Here is a 19,213-nt window from a genome sequence, read left to right on the forward strand (position 1 = left end):
CATTATTTCCTCCCTTGAAGTCCTTTATAAAGGTCGTAATATTCTTTTGCAGAACGCGCCCAGCTGTAATCACCTGACATCGCATTTTTCTGCAGAATCGGCCATACTTCTTCATTGTTAAAGTGTTCTAGAGCACGTTCAACTGTGTGCTTCATATCATGTGCATTGTATGCGCTGAAAGTGAATCCATTGCCTGTATGATCTGTTTCATGCCACGAGTGAACTGTATCATTTAATCCGCCGGTTTCACGTGCAATTGGGATTGTTCCATATTGCAGTGAAATGAGCTGACTCAGTCCGCATGGTTCGAATAATGAAGGCATCAGGAAAAAGTCTGCGCCGGCGTAAATGCGATGGGCGAGCGCTTCACTGAAGCCGATGTATACACCGGTTTTTTCCGGATAGGCACTTGCCAGGTAATTGAAGTACCTTTCAAATTCAGGATCCCCGCTGCCAAGGACAATCAGCTGCATATTCTCATCATTTAATAATTCATGCATGACCCGCTTAACGAGTGACAGACCTTTTTGTTCAGTCAATCTTGTCACCATCGCAACAATAGGTACATGCTCAGACACAGGCAGGTTAAATTCCTTTTGGAGGGCAGCTTTATTAATCTTTTTATCATCAAGTGTCTTAAAGGAATAAGGCTTTGCAATGTAAGTATCTTTTTCAGGGTGGTAGGAATCGATATCAATGCCATTTAAAATCCCGCTCAGTTTAAATGACTGATCACGTAAAAGACCATCCAGTTTTTCACCGAAGAATGGTGTCTGAATTTCATCCTTATAAGTCGGGCTGACTGTGGTGAGTGCATTTGCGCTCAACAGAGCACCCTTCATAAAGCTGACAGCTCCGTAAAATTCAAGCTCTTCGGCTGAAAAGTACTGCTGGTCGAGATTGAGCAAATCACCAATTATGCTTTCAGGAAATAACCCCTGGAACTGCAGATTATGAATAGTGAAGACTGTTTTAATATTTTTATAAAATGGATACGCTCTGTACTGGCGGTCAAGCAGGAACGGCACCATACCTGTATGCCAGTCGTGCGCGTGAATGACATCAGGCTTAAATGGAATGAGCGGCAGGGCATCAAGTACAGCTCTGCTGAAAAATGCAAAGCGCTCACCGTCATCAAAATCTCCGTAGAGGGCATTTCGCTTGAAGTAGAACTCATTATCGAGCAGATAGTATGTAATACCGTCATGCTTTAATGTTTCAATCCCGCAATATTGGCGTCTCCAACCTACATTGACATAGAAGGTTTTAATCTTTTTAGCTTTTACAAGTAATTCATCAGAGATCGTTGAATACTTCGGCAGTATGACACGCACGTCTGCGCCAAGTTTGATTAACTCTTTAGGAAGAGCCCCGGCGACATCGCCGAGGCCTCCTGATTTTGCAAATGGTGCACATTCAGATACCGCAAACAATACCTTCATTATTGCACCACCGCCGCTTCACGCACGCTGCCTTTACGAAGTACAAGCGGCTGCTCAGCTGTTCCTTTTAATGACGTGCCATCAAGCACTCTCACGTCTTTATCTAAAATAACGTATTCCAGAGAACAGTTTTTACCGATCTGCGACTTCTGCATGACAACGCAGTTTTTTACTGTAGAACCTTCACCGATTTTTGCAGCTCTTGATACGATGCTGCTCTCGACACTTCCGCGGATATCAGCGCCGTTTGCGATCATTGCATTTCGTACCTGGGCAGTAGAGCTGTATTTAGTTGGCGGCTCATCTTTAACCTTCGTATAAATCGGACGCTCCTGTGTGAAGAGCTTGCTCCATACATCATGACGCAGCAGGTCCATTGAATGTTTCAGGTAAGCAGGGATTGAATCAATGATTGCCGTGTAATCTTTATGTTCATAAGCACCGATTTTATAATTATGAAGCGGCTGCTTTACAACATCTGACACACTGATGAACTGTGAGCGGCGTCTTGCTTCGATCAGTTCGATCAGCAGCGCTTTACTAATCACATAGATCTCAAGAGACTTTCCGTTATGCTGAACCTCCGTAATATCATAATCGTGAATTAAGTGTTCAGCTAAAGCTTCTTCAAAATCAATATTTGCAATCACGTAGCTGCTCGCTATGACCACATAGTCCTGATGACTGCGCTTGAAAAATTCGATGTGCTGTTCAAGTCGTGAAAACGATCCGATGCTTGTTGTCTCATTCGGTTCAAAGTAAGGGGGGAAGAAGAAGAGACCGTCTCTTTTTCTATCCATATCCCAGTTCTTACCTGATCCGATATGATCCATTAATGAACGATACTGATGCTTCGGGAAGATCGCTACGCTGTCTACACCTGAATTCACCATGTTTGAAAGAACAAAATCAATAAAACGGTAACGCCCTGCGAAAGGAATAGAGGCAACAGAGCGGTTTAAAGTTAAATCCTGAAGCCCACTTTGTACAGTGGCTGCGTCAATCACTCCTAATAAACGACTCATGCTGTCACGTCCTTTCTTAATCTTTCCACCAGTTCTTTTGTGACAAGAATGACATCCTCATCACCATGTTCAGGTGTAATGGTAATACCCTCCGGCACTTCAATGTCACCTGGTACGATTGCACGCTTAATCGTTACATTCTTTCCAATTACAGCATCAGGCATAATGACTGATTCATAAATATCAGCACCTTCACCAACTGATACACCCTGGAAAATAACTGAGTGAGATACTTTACCTTCAATGACACATCCTTCATTAATGAGTGAATCTGTCACTTTAGATGTTGTTGCAAGATATTGAGGCGGCTGATTCGGGTTTCTTGAATAAATTCTCCATGAATGGTCAAACAGATTCAGACCCGGATTCTCTTTTAACAGATCCATATTTGATTCCCACAGACTTTTAACGGTACCGACGTCTTTCCAGTAGCCTTCAAATGGATAAGCCATTAAGCGCTTACCTTCATTCAGGAACAAAGGAATAATATCTTTACCGAAGTCATGTGATGAATTTTCATTTACATTATCCTGATCAAGATATTTTTGAAGGGACTTCCAGTTAAAAATGTAGATACCCATTGAAGCAAGGTTATTCTTTGGTTCAGCAGGTTTTTCATCAAACTCAAGGATTTCAAGGTCATCATTGGTATTCATGATGCCAAATCGGCTTGCTTCATCCCATGGAACTTCAATAACGGAAATCGTTGCCTCAGCCTCATTTTGAATGTGATAATCAAGCATTTTTGAGTAGTCCATTTTATAAATATGATCTCCGGATAGCACAAGTACATATTCAGGATCGTATTGTTCAATGTAATTCAGGTTCTGATAGATCGCATTTGCCGTACCGCTGTACCATTTCACACCGCTTGCTTCAGTGTAAGGAGGGAGGACAGTGACGCCACCGTTACGGCGGTCAAGGTCCCATGCGCTACCGATACCGATATAAGAATTCAGTACGAGCGGCTGATACTGTGTCAGCACGCCAACTGTATGAATCCCTGAATTTGTACAATTACTCAGTGTGAAATCGATAATCCGGTACTTACCTCCGAAAGGTACTGCCGGCTTGGCAATTTTCGTAGTAAGGGAATGCAGGCGGCTTCCTTGTCCTCCTGCCAGTAACATCGCTACACATTTTTTCTTAACCATTATGTCACGCTCCTCGTTATTTTTTTGCCGGCTTCCAAATCGTGATGCCAAGCGGTGGGATCTTCATATCAAGAGACTGCTTCCTGTTGTGAATCGGGTTTTCTTCAGTCACTGCTGTCTGATTAATGTGATTTGTTCCGCCGAAGTTCTGCCTGTCACTTGAAAATACTTCTTCCCACTTTCCTTCAAACGGGGCACCAATCCGGAAATGATCATAACTGACATTTGTGAAGTTACAGATCACCATCAGCGTGTCGCTCTTTCTTTTGCCTCTTCTGATAAATGAATATATGCTCTGTTCTGCATTGTCTGCATCGATCCACTCAAAGCCCTGCGGATCATGATCAAGCTCGTGAAGTGCTTTTTGCGTCTGATAAAAATTCATTAATTCTTTAGTAAAAACGTCTGACTGAGCATGTGAATCATATTCTTTCAGGAACCAGTCAAGACCTTGTACATATTTCCATTCATCAAACTGTGCGAATTCTCCACCCATAAAGAGCAGCTTTTTCCCGGGGTGTGTGATCAGATAGCTGAGCAGCAGTCGCCACTGAGCGAACTTCTCCCAATACTCACCCGGCATTTTATGAAGCAGAGACCGTTTTCCATGTACCACTTCATCGTGTGAGAGTGGCAGAATATAGTTTTCTGTATATGCATATACAAGTGAGAATGTCAGCTTATGATGATGGTGTCTGCGTTCATAAGGAGGGTACTCCATATAATCGAGCAGATCATTCATCCAGCCCATATTCCATTTGTAGTTAAATCCAAGTCCGCCTTCGTGTACAGGTTTGGTCACGCCCGGCCAGTCAGTTGAATCCTCAGCCATCATTAGAAAGCGTGGATTTTCTTTAAAAACAGCCTTATTTAATTCCTGAAGAAATTCAGTCGCATAGGGGTTTGCTGTTTCAGGCTCACTGTTAGCCCAGTAAATAATATTTGCCACTGCATCCACTCTCAGTCCATCTATTCTGAAAAAGTTCATCCAGTATAGTGCGTTAGAAATCAGGAAGCTTCTGATTTCACCTTTTGCCAGGTTGAAGTTTGCAGTACCCCATTCGAGATTTTCACGGTCATTAAATGAGTCATATTCATATAACGGCTGCCCGTCAAACATATATAGTCCGTGAGAGTCCTTACAGAAATGCCCCGGTACCCAGTCGAGCAGGACACCAATGTCTTCCTGATGACAGCGGTCAATGAAATACATCAGATCGTGCGGCGTCCCAAAACGGCTGGTAGGGGAGAAGTACCCCGTACCCTGATATCCCCAGGAAGCATCAAGCGGGTGTTCAGTTAAAGGGAGTAGTTCAATATGAGTGAATCCTCTTTCCTTTACATAGGGAATTAATTCATCAGCATATTCTCTGTATGTAAAGTAAGAACCATCTTCTTTTTGCTTCCATGAATTTAAGTGAAGTTCATAGATTGCAAGGGGTCTTTCGTAAATCGGTCTTCTTTTTCTGACGCGCTGGCGGTAAAGGTGATCGCCCCACTTGTAACCGGACAGGTCATAAACGACTGAAGCAGTCTGTGGCCGCAATTCAGAGTGGAATGCATAGGGGTCTGATTTCATAATCAGCTCCCCGGTTGCTGTCGTAATTGCGTACTTATAAAGCGCTCCTTCTAAATCCTGATCAATGATACAGCTCCAGATTCCTTCTTTATTAATCCGGGTCATTTCATATCTGCCAGGCTCCCAGTCAGTAAAGCTGCCTGTTACAGAAACTGACTGTGCATGAGGCGCCCAGACGGTAAAGCGTGTGCCGGTCACCTGCTTTTTCTGTTTTACAAGATGAGCGCCAAATGTAGCGTGTGCATTGTAAAGTGTACCTTCATGGAAAAGGTGTATGTCAAAATCACTAATGATCTGTTCCATGTGCGCCATCCTTTCTCATTTAAATTCGTCTATACAATTTCAACATTACCATATAAAACTCCTTGTTTTATCGAAAATTCGATAAAAATTTAGAAAATTCAGAAGTAAGCGCTTGCAATATTTTCTTTTTCCACAAAAATCGGATAAAAAATGTCATTTTAAGTATGAAAAAGAAAGTGCTTACTCAATACTGCATAATTTTCCCTGTAATGGGTGTCTTGAAACTAAGAATAGAGATTTAATTGCATTTAATCATAAATGATACATTTGTTTATGATCATCGGGATATATAAGGTGACAACATAAGTAGAATGACCTGCTGAAAACATAAAAAAACGGCTGGTCATATTGACCAGCCGTTTTGAAAGTAATTTATTTATTTGATTCAACTTCGTGTACTTTTTCGAACTTATCATAACCTTCGCGAACAGGTTCGCGTGAGTTAGATGAGATCATGCTGACAACAATGATTGCAATTGTACTTAAGATAAAGCCTGGAATCATTTCATATAACCAGCTGCTTAATCCAAGTACGTATACCCACAGGATAACTGTAATCGCACCAGTAAGCATACCTGCAAGAGCACCCCAGCGAGTCATACGCTTCCAGTAAAGTGAAAGCAGGATCGCAGGACCGAATGCAGAACCAAAGCCAGCCCATGCATTACTTACAATATCAAGAATCGTGCTGTTTGAATCAAGTGACAGAATGATCGCAATTAATGCAACTAATAGTACTGAGATACGTCCTACCAGCACAAGCTCTTTATCAGAAGCACTGCGCTTCAGGAATGTGTTGTAGAAATCCTCTGTCAGCGCACTTGACGTAACAAGCAGCTGAGAAGATACCGTACTCATGATTGCCGCCAGGATTGCAGCAAGTAAGAAGCCGGAAATCAATGGATGGAACAATACCTGAGAGAAGAAGACAAAGATTGTTTCAGGGTTTGCCAGCTCTGCTCCAGTATTTGCAATGTATGCTACACCAGTTAAACCAGTGAATAATGCACCGATAATCGCAACGATCATCCATGTCATACCAATACGGCGTGCAGTCTTAAGTGATTTTACATCACGGATCGCCATAAACCGGACGATAATGTGCGGCTGACCGAAGTAACCAAGACCCCATGCCATTAGACCGATAAATCCTAGGAACGTTGTCCCTTCAAAGAATGAAGTCAACTGAGGATCGATACCGTTTAATGTATCAAATGTAGGTCCGATTCCGCCAAGCTCCATGAATGCAACGATTGGTACAAGAATAAGTGCGACAAACATGATAACGCCCTGAACAAAGTCAGTGATACTAACTGCCAGGAAACCACCGAATAAAGTGTAAGCAAGAACAACGCCTGCAGTAACAAACAGACCTAATGTGTAATCCATTCCAAATGCACTTTCAAATAAAACTCCACCTGAAACCATACCTGAAGATGTATAAACAGTGAAGAAAATAATGATGACAATTGCGGATACGAAACGCAAAATCTTTGTATCATCTACAAAGCGATTCTCAAAAAAGTCAGGAATTGTGATTGAATCGTTTGCCACTTCCGTATAAGTTCTTAAACGAGGTGCTACAAATAAATAATTTAAATATGCGCCAATGGATAAACCAACCGCAATCCACATGCCCGAGAGTCCGGATACATAGATCGAGCCTGGTAGACCTAAGAGCATCCACCCACTCATGTCAGATGCGCCGGCTGATAATGCAGTAACCCCTGGTCCAAGCGTTCTGCCACCAAGCATGTACTCTGATAAATTGCCGGTCGATTTTTTATAGGCATAATAGCCAATCGCCAGCATACCGATGAAATATAATGCGAGAGATATATATACCTCAAAGCCAATCTCTACAGCTTCCACCAAATCTCCTCCTTGTAAAATGAATTTTTTGTGTCAATTGTTTCATGACGCTTACAGTTGAATAACCTAACAAATATTTTCAAGCTGTTCAAGTGATATAAACTGCATCATATCAGCCTAAACAGCTGTCACCCTATTAAGCGCAAGGGATAGAGCATGATTTGCAAAACATTAAAGTAAAATAATTCTGAAAATTAAATCATACTTTATTTTAATCGCAAACCTTGAATTTTAGCAAGTGAAACCGCCTGAAACACTTCTATATAAACGTTTGAGCATGGAATAAAAATCCTTAAATGGGCAGTAAAAAAGGTAGAATATGTGAATTTGTGCACAAATAGATGACCTGAAAAGAGATATTTTGTACAATGGAGATATGATAAAAGAAAGGGTGAGAGTATGGCACAGGGAAAGAGTGTTGATGATTATATTCAGGAAGGGATATATGGTGCCAGAGAAACTTTGCCAGATGAAAGAAGAATGTTTTTAACATCAATCAGGGAAAGGGTGGAATTTGCGCTCCTGCAAAACCAGGTGCGTGAATCAGACGTGTACCCTGAGATTGAACAGGCAGTTAAAAAACACCGTGATCTAAAGATGTTTTTAAATGGAAACATGAATTACCGTTTTTTATCAAAATATATTCAATTAGCAGACCGGTATAAATTGTCTTATCAGGTCGTAACAAATAAAGAATACAATTCTGAGTACGGTCTGGTCTTGTCTCATTTAGAAGCAATTGATAAAGAAGACATCTCGCTTCCTAAGAGACATGCTGATAACGGTGCAGCACCATCATTTTGGGATCGGCTGTTCCGCTCATAATGCGTTTCTTCTATTTTAATATGGGTGAACTGGGTATTACGTCCATTTAATGAAAAAATTAATAACACTATTCGGCAGGGATATTCAGGTAAAGTTGCCTGAGACCCTGCCTTTTTGGTATGATAAACAGTATTGTGAGTGTTCGAACATACACGGAGGTGAGTCACAATGACAAAGATTACAAAAGAAGAAGTTAAACACGTAGCGCATTTGGCGAGACTGAATATTGATGAGCAGGAAGCAGAGAAATTTGCAGACCAGCTCGGCTCAATCATCACTTTCGCAGAACAGCTGAATGAGCTTGATACCGAAAACGTTGAACCGACAACGCATGTGCTCGATATGAAGAACATTTTGCGTGAAGATAAGCCTGTTGATGGGCTGCCGCGTGAACAAGTACTAAAAAATGCACCAGATCACCAGGATGGACAGGTGAAGGTGCCAACGATTTTAGAGTAGGAGGGCAAAAGATGTCTTTATTCGATCACAAGCTGGCTGATCTGCATGATCTTTTACATAAAAAAGAGATTACAATTGCTGATCTTGTCCGTGAATCATATAAACGTATTGAAGAAGTAGATGGTAAGGTTCAGGCATTCCTGACACTTGATGAAGAGCGTGCGCTTAAACGTGCAGAAGAGCTGCAAAGTAAAATGGGCACTGATGAAGGCCTTCTTTACGGAATGCCGATCGGTGTCAAAGATAATATTGTGACAAAAGAGCTGCGTACAACAGCAGCAAGTAAAATCCTTGGAAACTTTGATCCGATTTATAACGCAACAGTTGCTGACAAGCTTTTCGCAGCTGACGCAATCACAATCGGAAAACTGAACATGGATGAATTTGCAATGGGTTCATCAACAGAGAACTCGCATTTTGCTAAAACAAAGAACCCATGGAACCTTGAAACTGTTCCCGGTGGATCTTCAGGTGGCTCTGCAGCAGCAGTTGCAGCCGGTGAAGTTCCATTTTCCCTTGGATCAGATACAGGCGGATCAATCCGTCAGCCGGCATCATTCTGTGGTGTTGTAGGTCTTAAGCCAACATATGGCCGTGTATCACGCTTTGGTTTAATTGCATTTGCATCATCTCTTGATCAGATCGGACCTATTACTACGAACGTCGAGGATAATGCTTATCTATTAGAAGCAATCGCAGGTCTTGACCCAAATGACTCTACGTCTGCTAACGTCAGCGTTCCTAAATACCGCAGTGCACTGACAGGTGACATTAAGGGATTAAAGGTTGCTGTACCGAAAGAATATCTTGGTGATGGTGTAAGTGAAGAAGTACGCCAGTCAGTCCGCGAAGCACTAAAAGTACTTGAAGGACTTGGTGCAACGATTGATGAAGTATCACTTCCTCACTCTAAGTACGGTGTAGCAACTTATTACCTGTTGTCTTCTTCTGAAGCATCAGCGAACCTTGCACGTTTTGACGGTATCCGCTACGGTTACCGTGCTGACAACGCTGAAAACCTGATCGACTTGTATAAAAAGACGCGTGCTGAAGGCTTCGGAGACGAAGTAAAACGCCGCATTATGCTTGGTACTTACGCATTAAGCTCAGGCTATTATGATGCTTACTATAAGAAAGCACAAAAAGTCCGTACATTAATTAAGCAGGACTTTGAAAAAGTGTTTGAGGACTATGATGTCATCGTAGGACCTACAACGCCAACCCCTGCATTTAAGATCGGCGAGCAGATTGATGACCCGCTGACAATGTATGCAAATGATATCCTGACAATCCCTGTGAACCTTGCAGGTGTACCGGGTATTTCTGTGCCTGCAGGACTCTCTGAAAATGGTCTTCCACTTGGTCTTCAGATCATCGGGAAGCACTTTGATGAAAGTACTGTATACCGCGTGGCACACGCATATGAGCAGGCAGCAAACCACAACATGAAGCCGGAACTGTAGGAGGGAGAAGACATGACAAACTTTGAAACGATTATTGGACTTGAAGTACACGTAGAGTTAAAAACTGATTCAAAAATGTTCTCTCCTGCACCTGCGCATTTCGGTGCGGAGCCGAACACAAATACAAACGTTGTAGACCTTGGTTACCCGGGCGTACTGCCTGTCATCAACAGACGCGCAGTAGACTGGGGTATGAAGGCTGCAATGGCACTGAACTGTGAAATTGCTGAACATACGAAGTTTGACCGAAAGAACTATTTCTACCCGGATAATCCGAAAGCTTATCAGATCTCACAATTTGACCAGCCGATCGGTGAACATGGCTGGATTGAAATTGAAGTGGACGGATATAAAAAGAAAATCGGTATTACACGTCTTCATCTTGAAGAAGATGCAGGTAAACTGACGCATACTGACAAAGGATACTCACTTGTCGACTACAACCGTCAGGGCACACCGCTGATTGAAATCGTATCTGAGCCGGACTTAAGAACACCTGCTGAAGCATACGCTTATCTTGAAAAAATCAAGTCAATCATCCAGTACACAGGCGTTTCTGACTGTAAAATGGAAGAAGGATCACTTCGCTGTGATGCGAACATCTCACTCCGTCCGGTTGGTCGTGAAGAATTCGGTACTAAAACTGAGCTGAAAAACCTGAACTCATTTAACTTTGTTAAAAAAGGTCTTGAGTTCGAAGAAAAGCGTCAGGAAGAAGTACTATTATCAGGCGGATCGATCCAGCAGGAATCACGCCGCTTTGACGAGTCTACAGGCAAAACGCTATTGATGCGTGTAAAAGAAGGCTCTGATGACTACCGCTACTTCCCTGAACCTGATCTTGTATCAATGGTGATTGATGAAGAATGGAAGGAAAGCGTTCGTAAAACAATCCCTGAACTTCCGGATGCACGTAAAAAGCGTTATGTAGAAGACCTTGGCCTGCCTGCATATGATGCGATGGTATTAACGCTCACAAAAGAAATGTCTGATTTCTTTGAGCTCACACTTGAGCAGGGTGCAGATGCAAAGCTTGCTTCTAACTGGCTGATGGGTGAAGTATCTGCTTACCTGAACGCTGAACAAAAAGAGCTTGGCGATACTGCACTGACGCCTCAGGGGCTTGCAGGTATGATCAAGCTGATTGAAGACGGTACGATTTCATCTAAAATTGCGAAAAAGGTCTTCAAGGAACTGATCGAAAAAGGCGGAGATCCAAACAAGATCGTAAAAGATAAAGGTCTCGTACAGATTTCTGACGAAGGTCAGCTGCTTGGTTTTGTCACTGAAGCACTTGATAACAACCCGCAGTCGATTGAAGACTTTAAGAACGGTAAGGACCGCGCAATTGGTTTCCTAGTCGGACAGATTATGAAAGCATCGAAGGGACAGGCAAATCCTCCGATGGTGAATAAGCTGCTGATGCAGGAGATTAAGAAGCGGTAAATATTTTGGGGAGAAACGCACTTTTTGAGTGCGTTTTTTTTTGTTTGGAGTGGGAATGCGGTGGCGTTGGTACGGGTGCTGGTGAGTGGGGATGATTCGTGCACCTTTTTGGATTTATCTATCAGCTTTCAGATTATTTTGTCGTTAGTATATTTTGTGGACACACCAAAGTGATAGAATACAACTAATTGTAAATCATGGAGGAGGGTCTAAAATGGATCGGAATTATAAGCATTATGACGAAGGGTTTAAAAAGTATGTGGCGAAGCTGGTGGTGGATGATGGCAGAAGGATGGCGGATATTGAGCGGGAATTAGGAATCTCTTATCCAAGTCTTCAACGTTGGGTCAATGCTTACAGACAGGAAGAGGATGAAAAAAAGAAAACATCCCAGGAGGAACTCCTTACTGCTTCTGAATACAAAGCAAAACTCGAAGCGTCTGAGGCAGCACGCAAAGCAGCCGAAGAAGAAAATGACATCTTAAAAAAGGCTATGCACATCTTCACAGAAGACCCAAGAAAGTAAAGGTCTTTGAGTTTGTAGAGGCACATGATCAGGAACACCATGTGATGAAGATGTGCACACTCCTCGGGGTCTCGCGTTCAGGTTATTATTCATACCTTCAGCGTAAAAAGCAGGGGTCGTCTGAACAGGAAAAGAAAAAGGCGGCACTAGAGGAAAAGATCTCTCAGATCTTTCATGAAAGCTATGGGACATACGGAAGCCCAAGGGTACATGCCCAGCTGATACGAGAAGGATGGATCGTGTCTCAAAAAACCGTTGCCAACCGGATGAGAGAGCTGAATCTGATCGCGAGAACGCTTGTGAAGCGAGTGATGACGACAGATTCCAACCACCAAAATAGGGTCTATCCAAATACATTGAATCGCCAGTTCGAGCCTAAGCAGTTAAATATGGCTTGGGCTGTCGACATCACGTACGTGATGACCCTTGAAGGCACCCTGTATTTTAACCCTGTGATTGATCTTTGTTCAAAAAGGATTATTACTTACCAGATCGATGATCAAATGAAAACTGAACTACCCAAAAGAGCGTTAGAGGAAGCCATTATTCTCAGGAACCCGTCTGAAGGTTTGATCCACCATTCAGATCGTGGAACTCAATACACATCTGATGCTTACCTGGACATCCTTAAAAGGGTTGAAGCTGTCGTCAGTATGAGCCGGAAAGGCAATCCCTATGACAACGCATGTGCAGAGTCTTTTTTCTCAAGCTTTAAACAGGAATTCCTGTACAGAAAGCTGCCTCAAACGAAGGCAGAAGCACGTGCTTTGATTCATGAATATGTAGGATTCTATAATGAGCGACGTCTACACTCCACTTTAGGTTATCTGACACCGGTAGAGTTTGAGAGCATGAAGCGAAGTGAGGCAATAAGTGAATGATCCGGGAACCATTCACTTAAGAAAAGCAAAACCTGATTCTACAAAGGAATCAGGTTCAAAACGAGTGAAAAAAGTGATAGAGGCGTGTCCACTTTCTTGACATAAGCTCAATTTCTATTAGCTTTCAGATGTATTCATCCTGATGCAGGATGTTGCTGGATGATGCCATCATCTTTTGAAAAAATTCCATCAGCTCCGGCATTTTATCTTACACCTTCAACATTTTTCAGCTGTCCCCTGTATCATCCGCCAAAGACGAGCATTTCTGAAATCGGCACATTCCACAAACAATTTATTCGAATAAAAATCTTTATTATGAGAAGCTGAAAAATGAGGTGATTAACATGACAAACTTAAACGAATGGTTTGAAAGAGGGCTGACAGCTGAAGCTTATCAAAATCAGATGGAATCACATAAAGAAAACATGTCTAAAGTCTATGAACAGTTCTCAGTTCCGGTTGAAGATGAAGCGTTTCTTGAGCAGTTAAAAGCTCAAAACCTGCGGGCAATTGTGTTGACTGAAGACTGGTGCGGCGATGCGATGATGAATAATCCTGTACTCTTGAAGCTTGCTGAACGTTCTGGTATGGAAGTCAGATTTATCTTAAGAGATAGTAACCTGGAGTTGATGGATCAGTATTTAACAAATGGCAAATCCCGTGCAATTCCGATTTTTGTTTTTATTAATGAAGATGGAGATGAAATTGCAAAGTGGGGGCCGAGAGCCGAAAAAGTGCAGGCATTTGTAGATGATGCAAGATCTAATCTACCGGCAAAAGAGGATCCGGCCTTTAAAGATGGTCAGCAGCTGATGATCAAACAGCTGACAGCAGCTTACACAGTGCGCGAAGATTTCTGGGCAGAAGTATATCAGGAACTGAAAAATAAGCTTACTGTGGTAAATTCCGTTAAATAACGTTATGATGGGGATAAGCCTTCATTTAGGGCTTATTCTTTTTTTGTTTACATACAGCAAAAAGTGATTATAATTTTATAGTATGCTTATTATATAAAAGGCAGGCTGAAAATCATGAAACGAGCTAGAATCATTTACAATCCGACTTCAGGTCGTGAGCTTTTCAGAAGACACTTACCTGAAGTATTAATGAAATTAGAACAGGCAGGCTACGAAACATCCTGTCACGCTACAACATGCGCAGGGGATGCGTCTATTGCTGCAGCAGCTGCAGCAGAGCGTGGCTTTGACCTGATCATCGCTTCAGGCGGGGATGGCACGCTGAATGAAGTGGTGAACGGTATTGCTGAAAAATCGAACCGTCCGACATTGGGGCTCATTCCAATGGGAACGACCAACGATTTTGCGCGTGCGCTTCATATTCCAAGAGATATTGAAGATGCAGTAGACATCATTATAAAGGGTGATACGATCCCTGTTGATGTTGGAAGAATGAATGATAAATATTTTATTAATATTGCCGGTGGCGGACGTATCACTGAATTGACATATGAAGTGCCAAGTAAGCTGAAAACTGTGCTTGGCCAGCTTGCATATTATTTAAAAGGAATTGAAATGCTTCCATCATTTAAACCGACAAATGTACGGATTGAGTATGATGGGAAAGTATTTGAAGGAGAGGTCATGCTTTTCCTGATCGGTCTGACAAATTCAGTCGGTGGATTTGAAAAGCTCGCACCGGACTCTTCTATTAATGATGGTTTATTTACATTAATGTTTTTAAAGAAAACAAATATGGCAGAAACAATCCGCGTGATCTCTCTTGCGCTTCGCGGAGAGCATCTGCATGATCCGCACCTTGAATATGTGAAAGCGAATCATATAAAAGTTACTTCTCAGGAAACGGTTCAGCTGAATCTTGATGGAGAATTTGGCGGGTTGCTGCCTGCAGAGTTTCAGAATCTCTATCGTCATCTGAATGTTTGTGCGCCATTTGATAAGCTTCGTAAAGAGGATCGTGTAGATGATGATCAGAATGTAGTGCTGAAAAACAGTATCATTGATGAAGAAGATGAGGTCAGAAGCGACCATTAAAAAAAGGCCGGGCGGTTAAAATCGCCGGCCTTTTTTATTGAATTGCTTCAATCCAATCAACAGCATTGTCCATGTCAGCAGCAAGCTTTGAAGCTTCCTCAATCGGACGCCACTCAAAATGAAATCTCATCCCATCATCCTTGCCATCACTTTCAACCGTATAATCCCACTCGTTTTCTACTGTGCGCTTTAGTGCAAGGTGGAAAAAGTTGCGCTCATAATATTTTGAGCGGTCTTCTGAATAATACATCTGTTTATGAAGTTTTCCCTGTAATTGAAGTTCATTTCTCTTCAAACCGGTTTCCTCTTCAATTTCGCGATAAAGCGCATCAATCAGCAGTTCATCGTCTTCAACGCCGCCGCCAGGTACCTGGAGACCAGCTTGTGGATGATCCTTATGGGAAAAAACAAGTAATTCAGTCTTTCCTTCAATTTCCCTCGTAATATAAGCGAGTACTTTCTGTTTAACAATCTGTCCCATATCGTTTCCTCCTTAGTTAGAATTTTTAGAATAAAAAGAATAGTTTCTCTATTCTACACACCTTTATATAAAAAATCAAGGTTATTTAGGTAATTTAATATATACCCCTTATAGGGTGTGGTTAAACCTATAAGGGGTTTCTTTTTTAAAATGATGAAATGTTTCACTTGAAATTGCTGAAGCTTTCTAAAGTTAACTGTTATTTTAAGTATACGGGTAACAAGGGCTAATATATGCTACAATAATGGGCAGCGATTCTAACGAAGAGGGCGATTAAAACATGACAAAAAAGCAGTCTTTACCTGTTAAGAAAAATGATACTGTAACTGTGACAATAGAAGATTTAACGCATGAGGGACATGGTGTTGGGAAGGTAGACGGGTACCCGTTGTTTATTCCGTTAACGCTCCCTGAAGAGAAGGTAAAAGTGAAGGTACTGAAAACGACGAAGAACTTCGGTTTTGGTAAGCTGGTGGAACTTGAGTCTGTCAGTGAACATAGAACGGAACCACCGTGTCCGGTTTATGACGCGTGTGGCGGTTGTCAGTTGCAGCATTTCAGCTATGAAGGACAGCTTGCTGCAAAACAAAAGCAGGTGCGTGATGTCCTTGAGCGAATCGGTAAGATCAAAGATGTACCGGTTCATCCGACACTCGGCATGGAAGACCCTTGGCGCTACCGGAATAAAAGCCAGATTCCTTTCGGCAGTGAGAGTGGGCGAGTGATTGCTGGCTTTTATGCAACTCGGAGTCACAGAATTGTGGATACGGATGTATGTCTGATCCAGGAAGAAGTCAGTGATCGTGTAATGAACATTGTAAAGGAAGAAGCAGGCCGCTTTGGTATCCAGCCATATGATGAAGAACGTCATAAAGGTGTGCTCCGTCATGTCGTTATCAGATATGGCCGTACTTCAGGTGAAGTAATGGTTGTGCTTGTGACAAGAACTAAGCATCTGCCGCACGCAGAGGACTTAACGGCTGTACTGCGTGAAAAAGTGCCGGGTCTGAAATCGATTGTTCATAATATTAATGATGAGCGGACGAATGTCATTCTTGGTAATAAGGGACAGACGATCTGGGGCAGCGATGTCATTTATGATTCGATTGGTGAAGTAAAGTTTGCGATTTCAGCACGCAGTTTTTATCAGATCAACCCTGTGCAGACGGAGGTGCTTTATCAGAAGGCACTTGAATACGCTCAGCTGACAGGAGAGGAATCTGTTGTTGATGCGTATTGCGGCATCGGAACAATCTCACTCTTTTTAGCGCAAAAAGCAAAGAAAGTATTCGGCGTTGAGATTGTGAAGCAGGCGATTGAAGACGCAAAAGCGAATGCAGAATTAAATGGGTTCACAAATACTGAATTTGAAGCGGGACCGGCTGAAGAAGTCATCCCTGCCTGGCATAAAAAGGGCAATCAGGCTGACGTCATTGTGGTGGATCCACCGAGAAAAGGCTGTGACCAGGCGCTGCTTGATACAATGCTTGCGATGAAACCAAAGCGGATTGTATATGTGTCATGTAATCCTGCTACACTTGCGAGGGATCTTAGGATTCTGGAGGATGGCGGATATAAGACGCAGGAAGTCCAGCCTGTTGATATGTTTCCGCAGACGAGTCATGTTGAATGTGTGGCGTGGCTGGAAATAAGATAAAGGAATAAGAAATGGTTATTAACACAGGTATCTCTTGATAAGAGATACCTGTTTTTTAGTAAGATTTGACCTTTTGATAGATATTCCATTAACTGTTAATGTATATTTGAAATAATCTATTTAATATTCACTATTAATTTTATAAAAACTCTCTGTTCCGATGAACATGATTTGGATTATTTAGTACAAATGAGTAAAAATAACTGTCGAGGGAAATTAGCAATTTACAATATAATAGGTGTAAATTTAAACGTTTAACTGATCAATAAGTGAAGGAGTGATGAAAGCATGCCTTTTACGATTATCAGACAGGACATCACAAAACTAGAAGTGGACGCTATTGTGAATGCAGCTAACACTTCGCTGGAAATGGGAGGTGGTGTATGCGGCGCTATTTTTAGAGCAGCAGGAGAAGCGGAGCTTCAAGAGGCATGTGACAGACTTGCTCCAATTAAGACCGGTGAGGCTGTAATGACTCAAGGGTTTAATCTGCCCGCTAAGTATATCATTCATACAGCTGGTCCGGTCTATCGGCACTCAGATAAAGAGAATAGTGAGCGTAAACTACACTCTGCATACATTAACTCTTTAAAGATAGCTGTTGAAAATAAGTGTGAAAGTGTAGCATTTCCCCTGATTTCAAGCGGTATATATGGGTACCCCAAAAAAGAAGCGCTTCAGGTGGCAACTGCTGCAATTAAGGAATTTCTGGCTGATCATGATATCAGTGTCATGCTCGTTATTTATGATAAATCTGCATTTAATATCAGCAATGAGTTGCTTGGATCTGTGGAGAGCTTTGTTGACGAAAATTATGTAGAGAAAAAAACGCTTCAGAGGAGGGAATTGCTTGATATAGAGAAAGAGGCTCTATACACGCTCAGTGAAAGTCGTTTGAATTATGACGATATCCCGGATGCAATGCGTTCTCCTATAGAAGATTTTGTCGACAATCTTGATGAACCGTTCTCAGCTGAAATTATCAGGCTGATCGACTATAAAGGGAAGACAGATATTGAGGTATACAAGCGTGCCAACCTTGATAGAAGATTATTCTCAAAAATAAGAACTGGTAAAGGGTATGAACCAAGTAAACGTACCGCAATAGCACTTGCAATTGGACTGGAGTTAACGCTCAATGAAACAGATGACCTCTTAAGATGTGCCGGTTTCGCATTGTCCCGCAGTCAAAAATTTGATGTGATTATTGAATATTTTATTAAAAACGGCAAGTACGATATTTTTGAAATTAATGAAGTCCTTTTTGAATACGACTTACCAACCCTGGGAGTTTAATGAATACATATCAGCATAAAATACAGTTATTTATATTCATAAACAAAGTAAATGTCGCTTTCAAAGCGACTAATTTTATAAAGAAACTTGTTACCCTTAAGTTATAACAAGACTTGAGGAGGATATTAAGATGACAAATGATTTAATCGAACTAGTATTTATACTTGATAAAAGTGGATCAATGGGAGGCTTGGAATCTGATACGATAGGCGGATACAATTCAATGCTTGAAAAACAGAAGAAGATTAAAGGGGAGTGCAATATTACAACGGTTTTATTTGATCATCATTATGAACTTCTTTATGATCGTATAAGTGTTAGCAAAGTAGATGCAATGACTGAAAAAGAATACCAGGTTGGCGGGTCTACAGCACTTCTTGATGCTGTTGGTGTAAGCTTACACAGAATGATCAGTGTACAGAAGCTTTTTGATGGTACAGATCGTGCTGACAAGGTGATGTTTGTCATCATCACCGATGGAGAGGAAAATTCAAGCCGTGAATATTCAGCTGATCATGTTAAGTCACTCATTGAACAGCAGAAAGAAAAACATGGTTGGGAATTCATCTTTTTGGGAGCCAACCTTGATGCAGCAAAAACTGCAGAAAGATATGGGATATCATCTGACAGAGCAATTAATTACGTAGCTGATCATAAAGGAACACAATTAAACTATAAAGTAATGTCACAGGCAGCTGCATCATTCCGGAAAGAAGGAATAGTGGATGAAAGTTGCTTAGATGAAATTCGAGAAGATGTTAAACAGCGCAGAACACAATTCTAAAACTCCCG

At 41.8% G+C, this 19,213-nt stretch carries 16 protein-coding genes and 1 pseudogene; 11 read left to right on the forward strand and 6 right to left on the reverse strand.

The features are described from left to right. Positions 1-2: 2 nt before the first annotated feature. The 5 genes from glgA to putP form a co-directional block, all read right to left on the reverse strand. Positions 3-1,442 (reverse strand): glycogen synthase GlgA, encoded by a 1,440-nt coding sequence (glgA, locus tag DH10bf12_RS09200; RefSeq protein WP_471735033.1) that lies wholly within the window; start codon positions 1,440-1,442, stop codon positions 3-5. Further along, complete coding sequence (locus tag DH10bf12_RS09205; protein ID WP_471735034.1) at positions 1,442-2,467, reverse strand: GlgC family sugar phosphate nucleotidyltransferase; 1,026 nt, start codon at positions 2,465-2,467, stop codon at positions 1,442-1,444. Before DH10bf12_RS09205 ends, glgA begins: the two co-directional genes overlap by 1 nt. Next, positions 2,464-3,621: a glucose-1-phosphate adenylyltransferase gene (locus DH10bf12_RS09210; protein WP_471735035.1), complete on the reverse strand. Its 1,158-nt coding sequence runs from the start codon at positions 3,619-3,621 to the stop codon at positions 2,464-2,466. Before DH10bf12_RS09210 ends, DH10bf12_RS09205 begins: the two co-directional genes overlap by 4 nt. A 16-nt stretch (positions 3,622-3,637) precedes the next feature. Further along, positions 3,638-5,503, reverse strand: a complete 1,866-nt coding sequence (gene glgB, locus DH10bf12_RS09215; protein WP_471735036.1) for a 1,4-alpha-glucan branching enzyme — start codon at positions 5,501-5,503, stop codon at positions 3,638-3,640. Between the two features lie 372 nt (positions 5,504-5,875). Beyond that, entirely contained in the window at positions 5,876-7,360 is a 1,485-nt protein-coding gene (gene putP, locus DH10bf12_RS09220; RefSeq protein ID WP_471738217.1) for a sodium/proline symporter PutP, read from the reverse strand. A gap of 414 nt (positions 7,361-7,774) precedes the next feature. On the opposite strand from putP, the gene DH10bf12_RS09225 reads away from it, so the two are divergent. The 8 genes and pseudogenes from DH10bf12_RS09225 to DH10bf12_RS09260 all read left to right on the forward strand — a co-directional run bounded on the left by DH10bf12_RS09225 (position 7,775) and on the right by DH10bf12_RS09260 (position 14,987). Continuing rightward, a complete protein-coding gene (locus tag DH10bf12_RS09225) occupies positions 7,775-8,200 on the forward strand; it encodes a YueI family protein (RefSeq protein WP_471735037.1) in 426 nt (141 codons plus the stop codon). Between the two features lie 168 nt (positions 8,201-8,368). Continuing rightward, the gene (gatC, locus tag DH10bf12_RS09230; RefSeq protein WP_039807881.1) at positions 8,369-8,659 is read left to right on the forward strand and encodes an Asp-tRNA(Asn)/Glu-tRNA(Gln) amidotransferase subunit GatC; all 291 of its coding nucleotides are present in this window, start codon (positions 8,369-8,371) and stop codon (positions 8,657-8,659) included. 11 nt (positions 8,660-8,670) lie between these two features. Then, entirely contained in the window at positions 8,671-10,122 is a 1,452-nt protein-coding gene (gene gatA, locus DH10bf12_RS09235; protein ID WP_471735038.1) for an Asp-tRNA(Asn)/Glu-tRNA(Gln) amidotransferase subunit GatA, read from the forward strand. A 12-nt stretch (positions 10,123-10,134) separates the two neighbouring features. Beyond that, positions 10,135-11,568 carry an Asp-tRNA(Asn)/Glu-tRNA(Gln) amidotransferase subunit GatB gene (gatB, locus tag DH10bf12_RS09240; RefSeq protein ID WP_471735039.1) on the forward strand — a complete coding sequence of 478 codons (1,434 nt, stop codon included), beginning with the start codon at positions 10,135-10,137 and terminating at the stop codon, positions 11,566-11,568. A gap of 214 nt (positions 11,569-11,782) precedes the next feature. Further along, positions 11,783-12,094 (forward strand): transposase, encoded by a 312-nt coding sequence (locus DH10bf12_RS09245; protein ID WP_471735040.1) that lies wholly within the window; start codon positions 11,783-11,785, stop codon positions 12,092-12,094. A 14-nt stretch (positions 12,095-12,108) separates the two neighbouring features. After that, a pseudogene (locus tag DH10bf12_RS09250) lies at positions 12,109-12,975 on the forward strand (IS3 family transposase); the annotation flags it as partial. Between the two features lie 344 nt (positions 12,976-13,319). Then, positions 13,320-13,892 (forward strand): thioredoxin family protein, encoded by a 573-nt coding sequence (locus DH10bf12_RS09255; protein WP_471735041.1) that lies wholly within the window; start codon positions 13,320-13,322, stop codon positions 13,890-13,892. 114 nt (positions 13,893-14,006) lie between these two features. Further along, positions 14,007-14,987 (forward strand): diacylglycerol kinase, encoded by a 981-nt coding sequence (locus DH10bf12_RS09260; protein WP_471735042.1) that lies wholly within the window; start codon positions 14,007-14,009, stop codon positions 14,985-14,987. A 34-nt stretch (positions 14,988-15,021) separates the two neighbouring features. Here DH10bf12_RS09260 and DH10bf12_RS09265 read toward each other — a convergent pair whose 3' ends face one another. Continuing rightward, on the reverse strand, positions 15,022-15,468 hold the full coding sequence (locus DH10bf12_RS09265) for an NUDIX hydrolase (protein ID WP_471735043.1): 447 nt from the start codon (positions 15,466-15,468) through the stop codon (positions 15,022-15,024). Positions 15,469-15,748: 280 nt separating this feature from the next. On the opposite strand from DH10bf12_RS09265, the gene rlmD reads away from it, so the two are divergent. The 3 genes from rlmD (at position 15,749) to DH10bf12_RS09280 (ending at position 19,205) form a co-directional block, all read left to right on the forward strand. Then, complete coding sequence (rlmD, locus tag DH10bf12_RS09270) at positions 15,749-17,125, forward strand: 23S rRNA (uracil(1939)-C(5))-methyltransferase RlmD (RefSeq protein ID WP_471735044.1); 1,377 nt, start codon at positions 15,749-15,751, stop codon at positions 17,123-17,125. A 288-nt stretch (positions 17,126-17,413) separates the two neighbouring features. Continuing rightward, entirely contained in the window at positions 17,414-18,421 is a 1,008-nt protein-coding gene (locus tag DH10bf12_RS09275) for a macro domain-containing protein (protein ID WP_471735045.1), read from the forward strand. Between the two features lie 130 nt (positions 18,422-18,551). Continuing rightward, positions 18,552-19,205, forward strand: a complete 654-nt coding sequence (locus tag DH10bf12_RS09280; RefSeq protein WP_471735046.1) for a vWA domain-containing protein — start codon at positions 18,552-18,554, stop codon at positions 19,203-19,205. Positions 19,206-19,213 lie beyond the last annotated feature (8 nt).

Source organism: Jeotgalibacillus sp. 10bf12 (assembly GCF_055597105.1).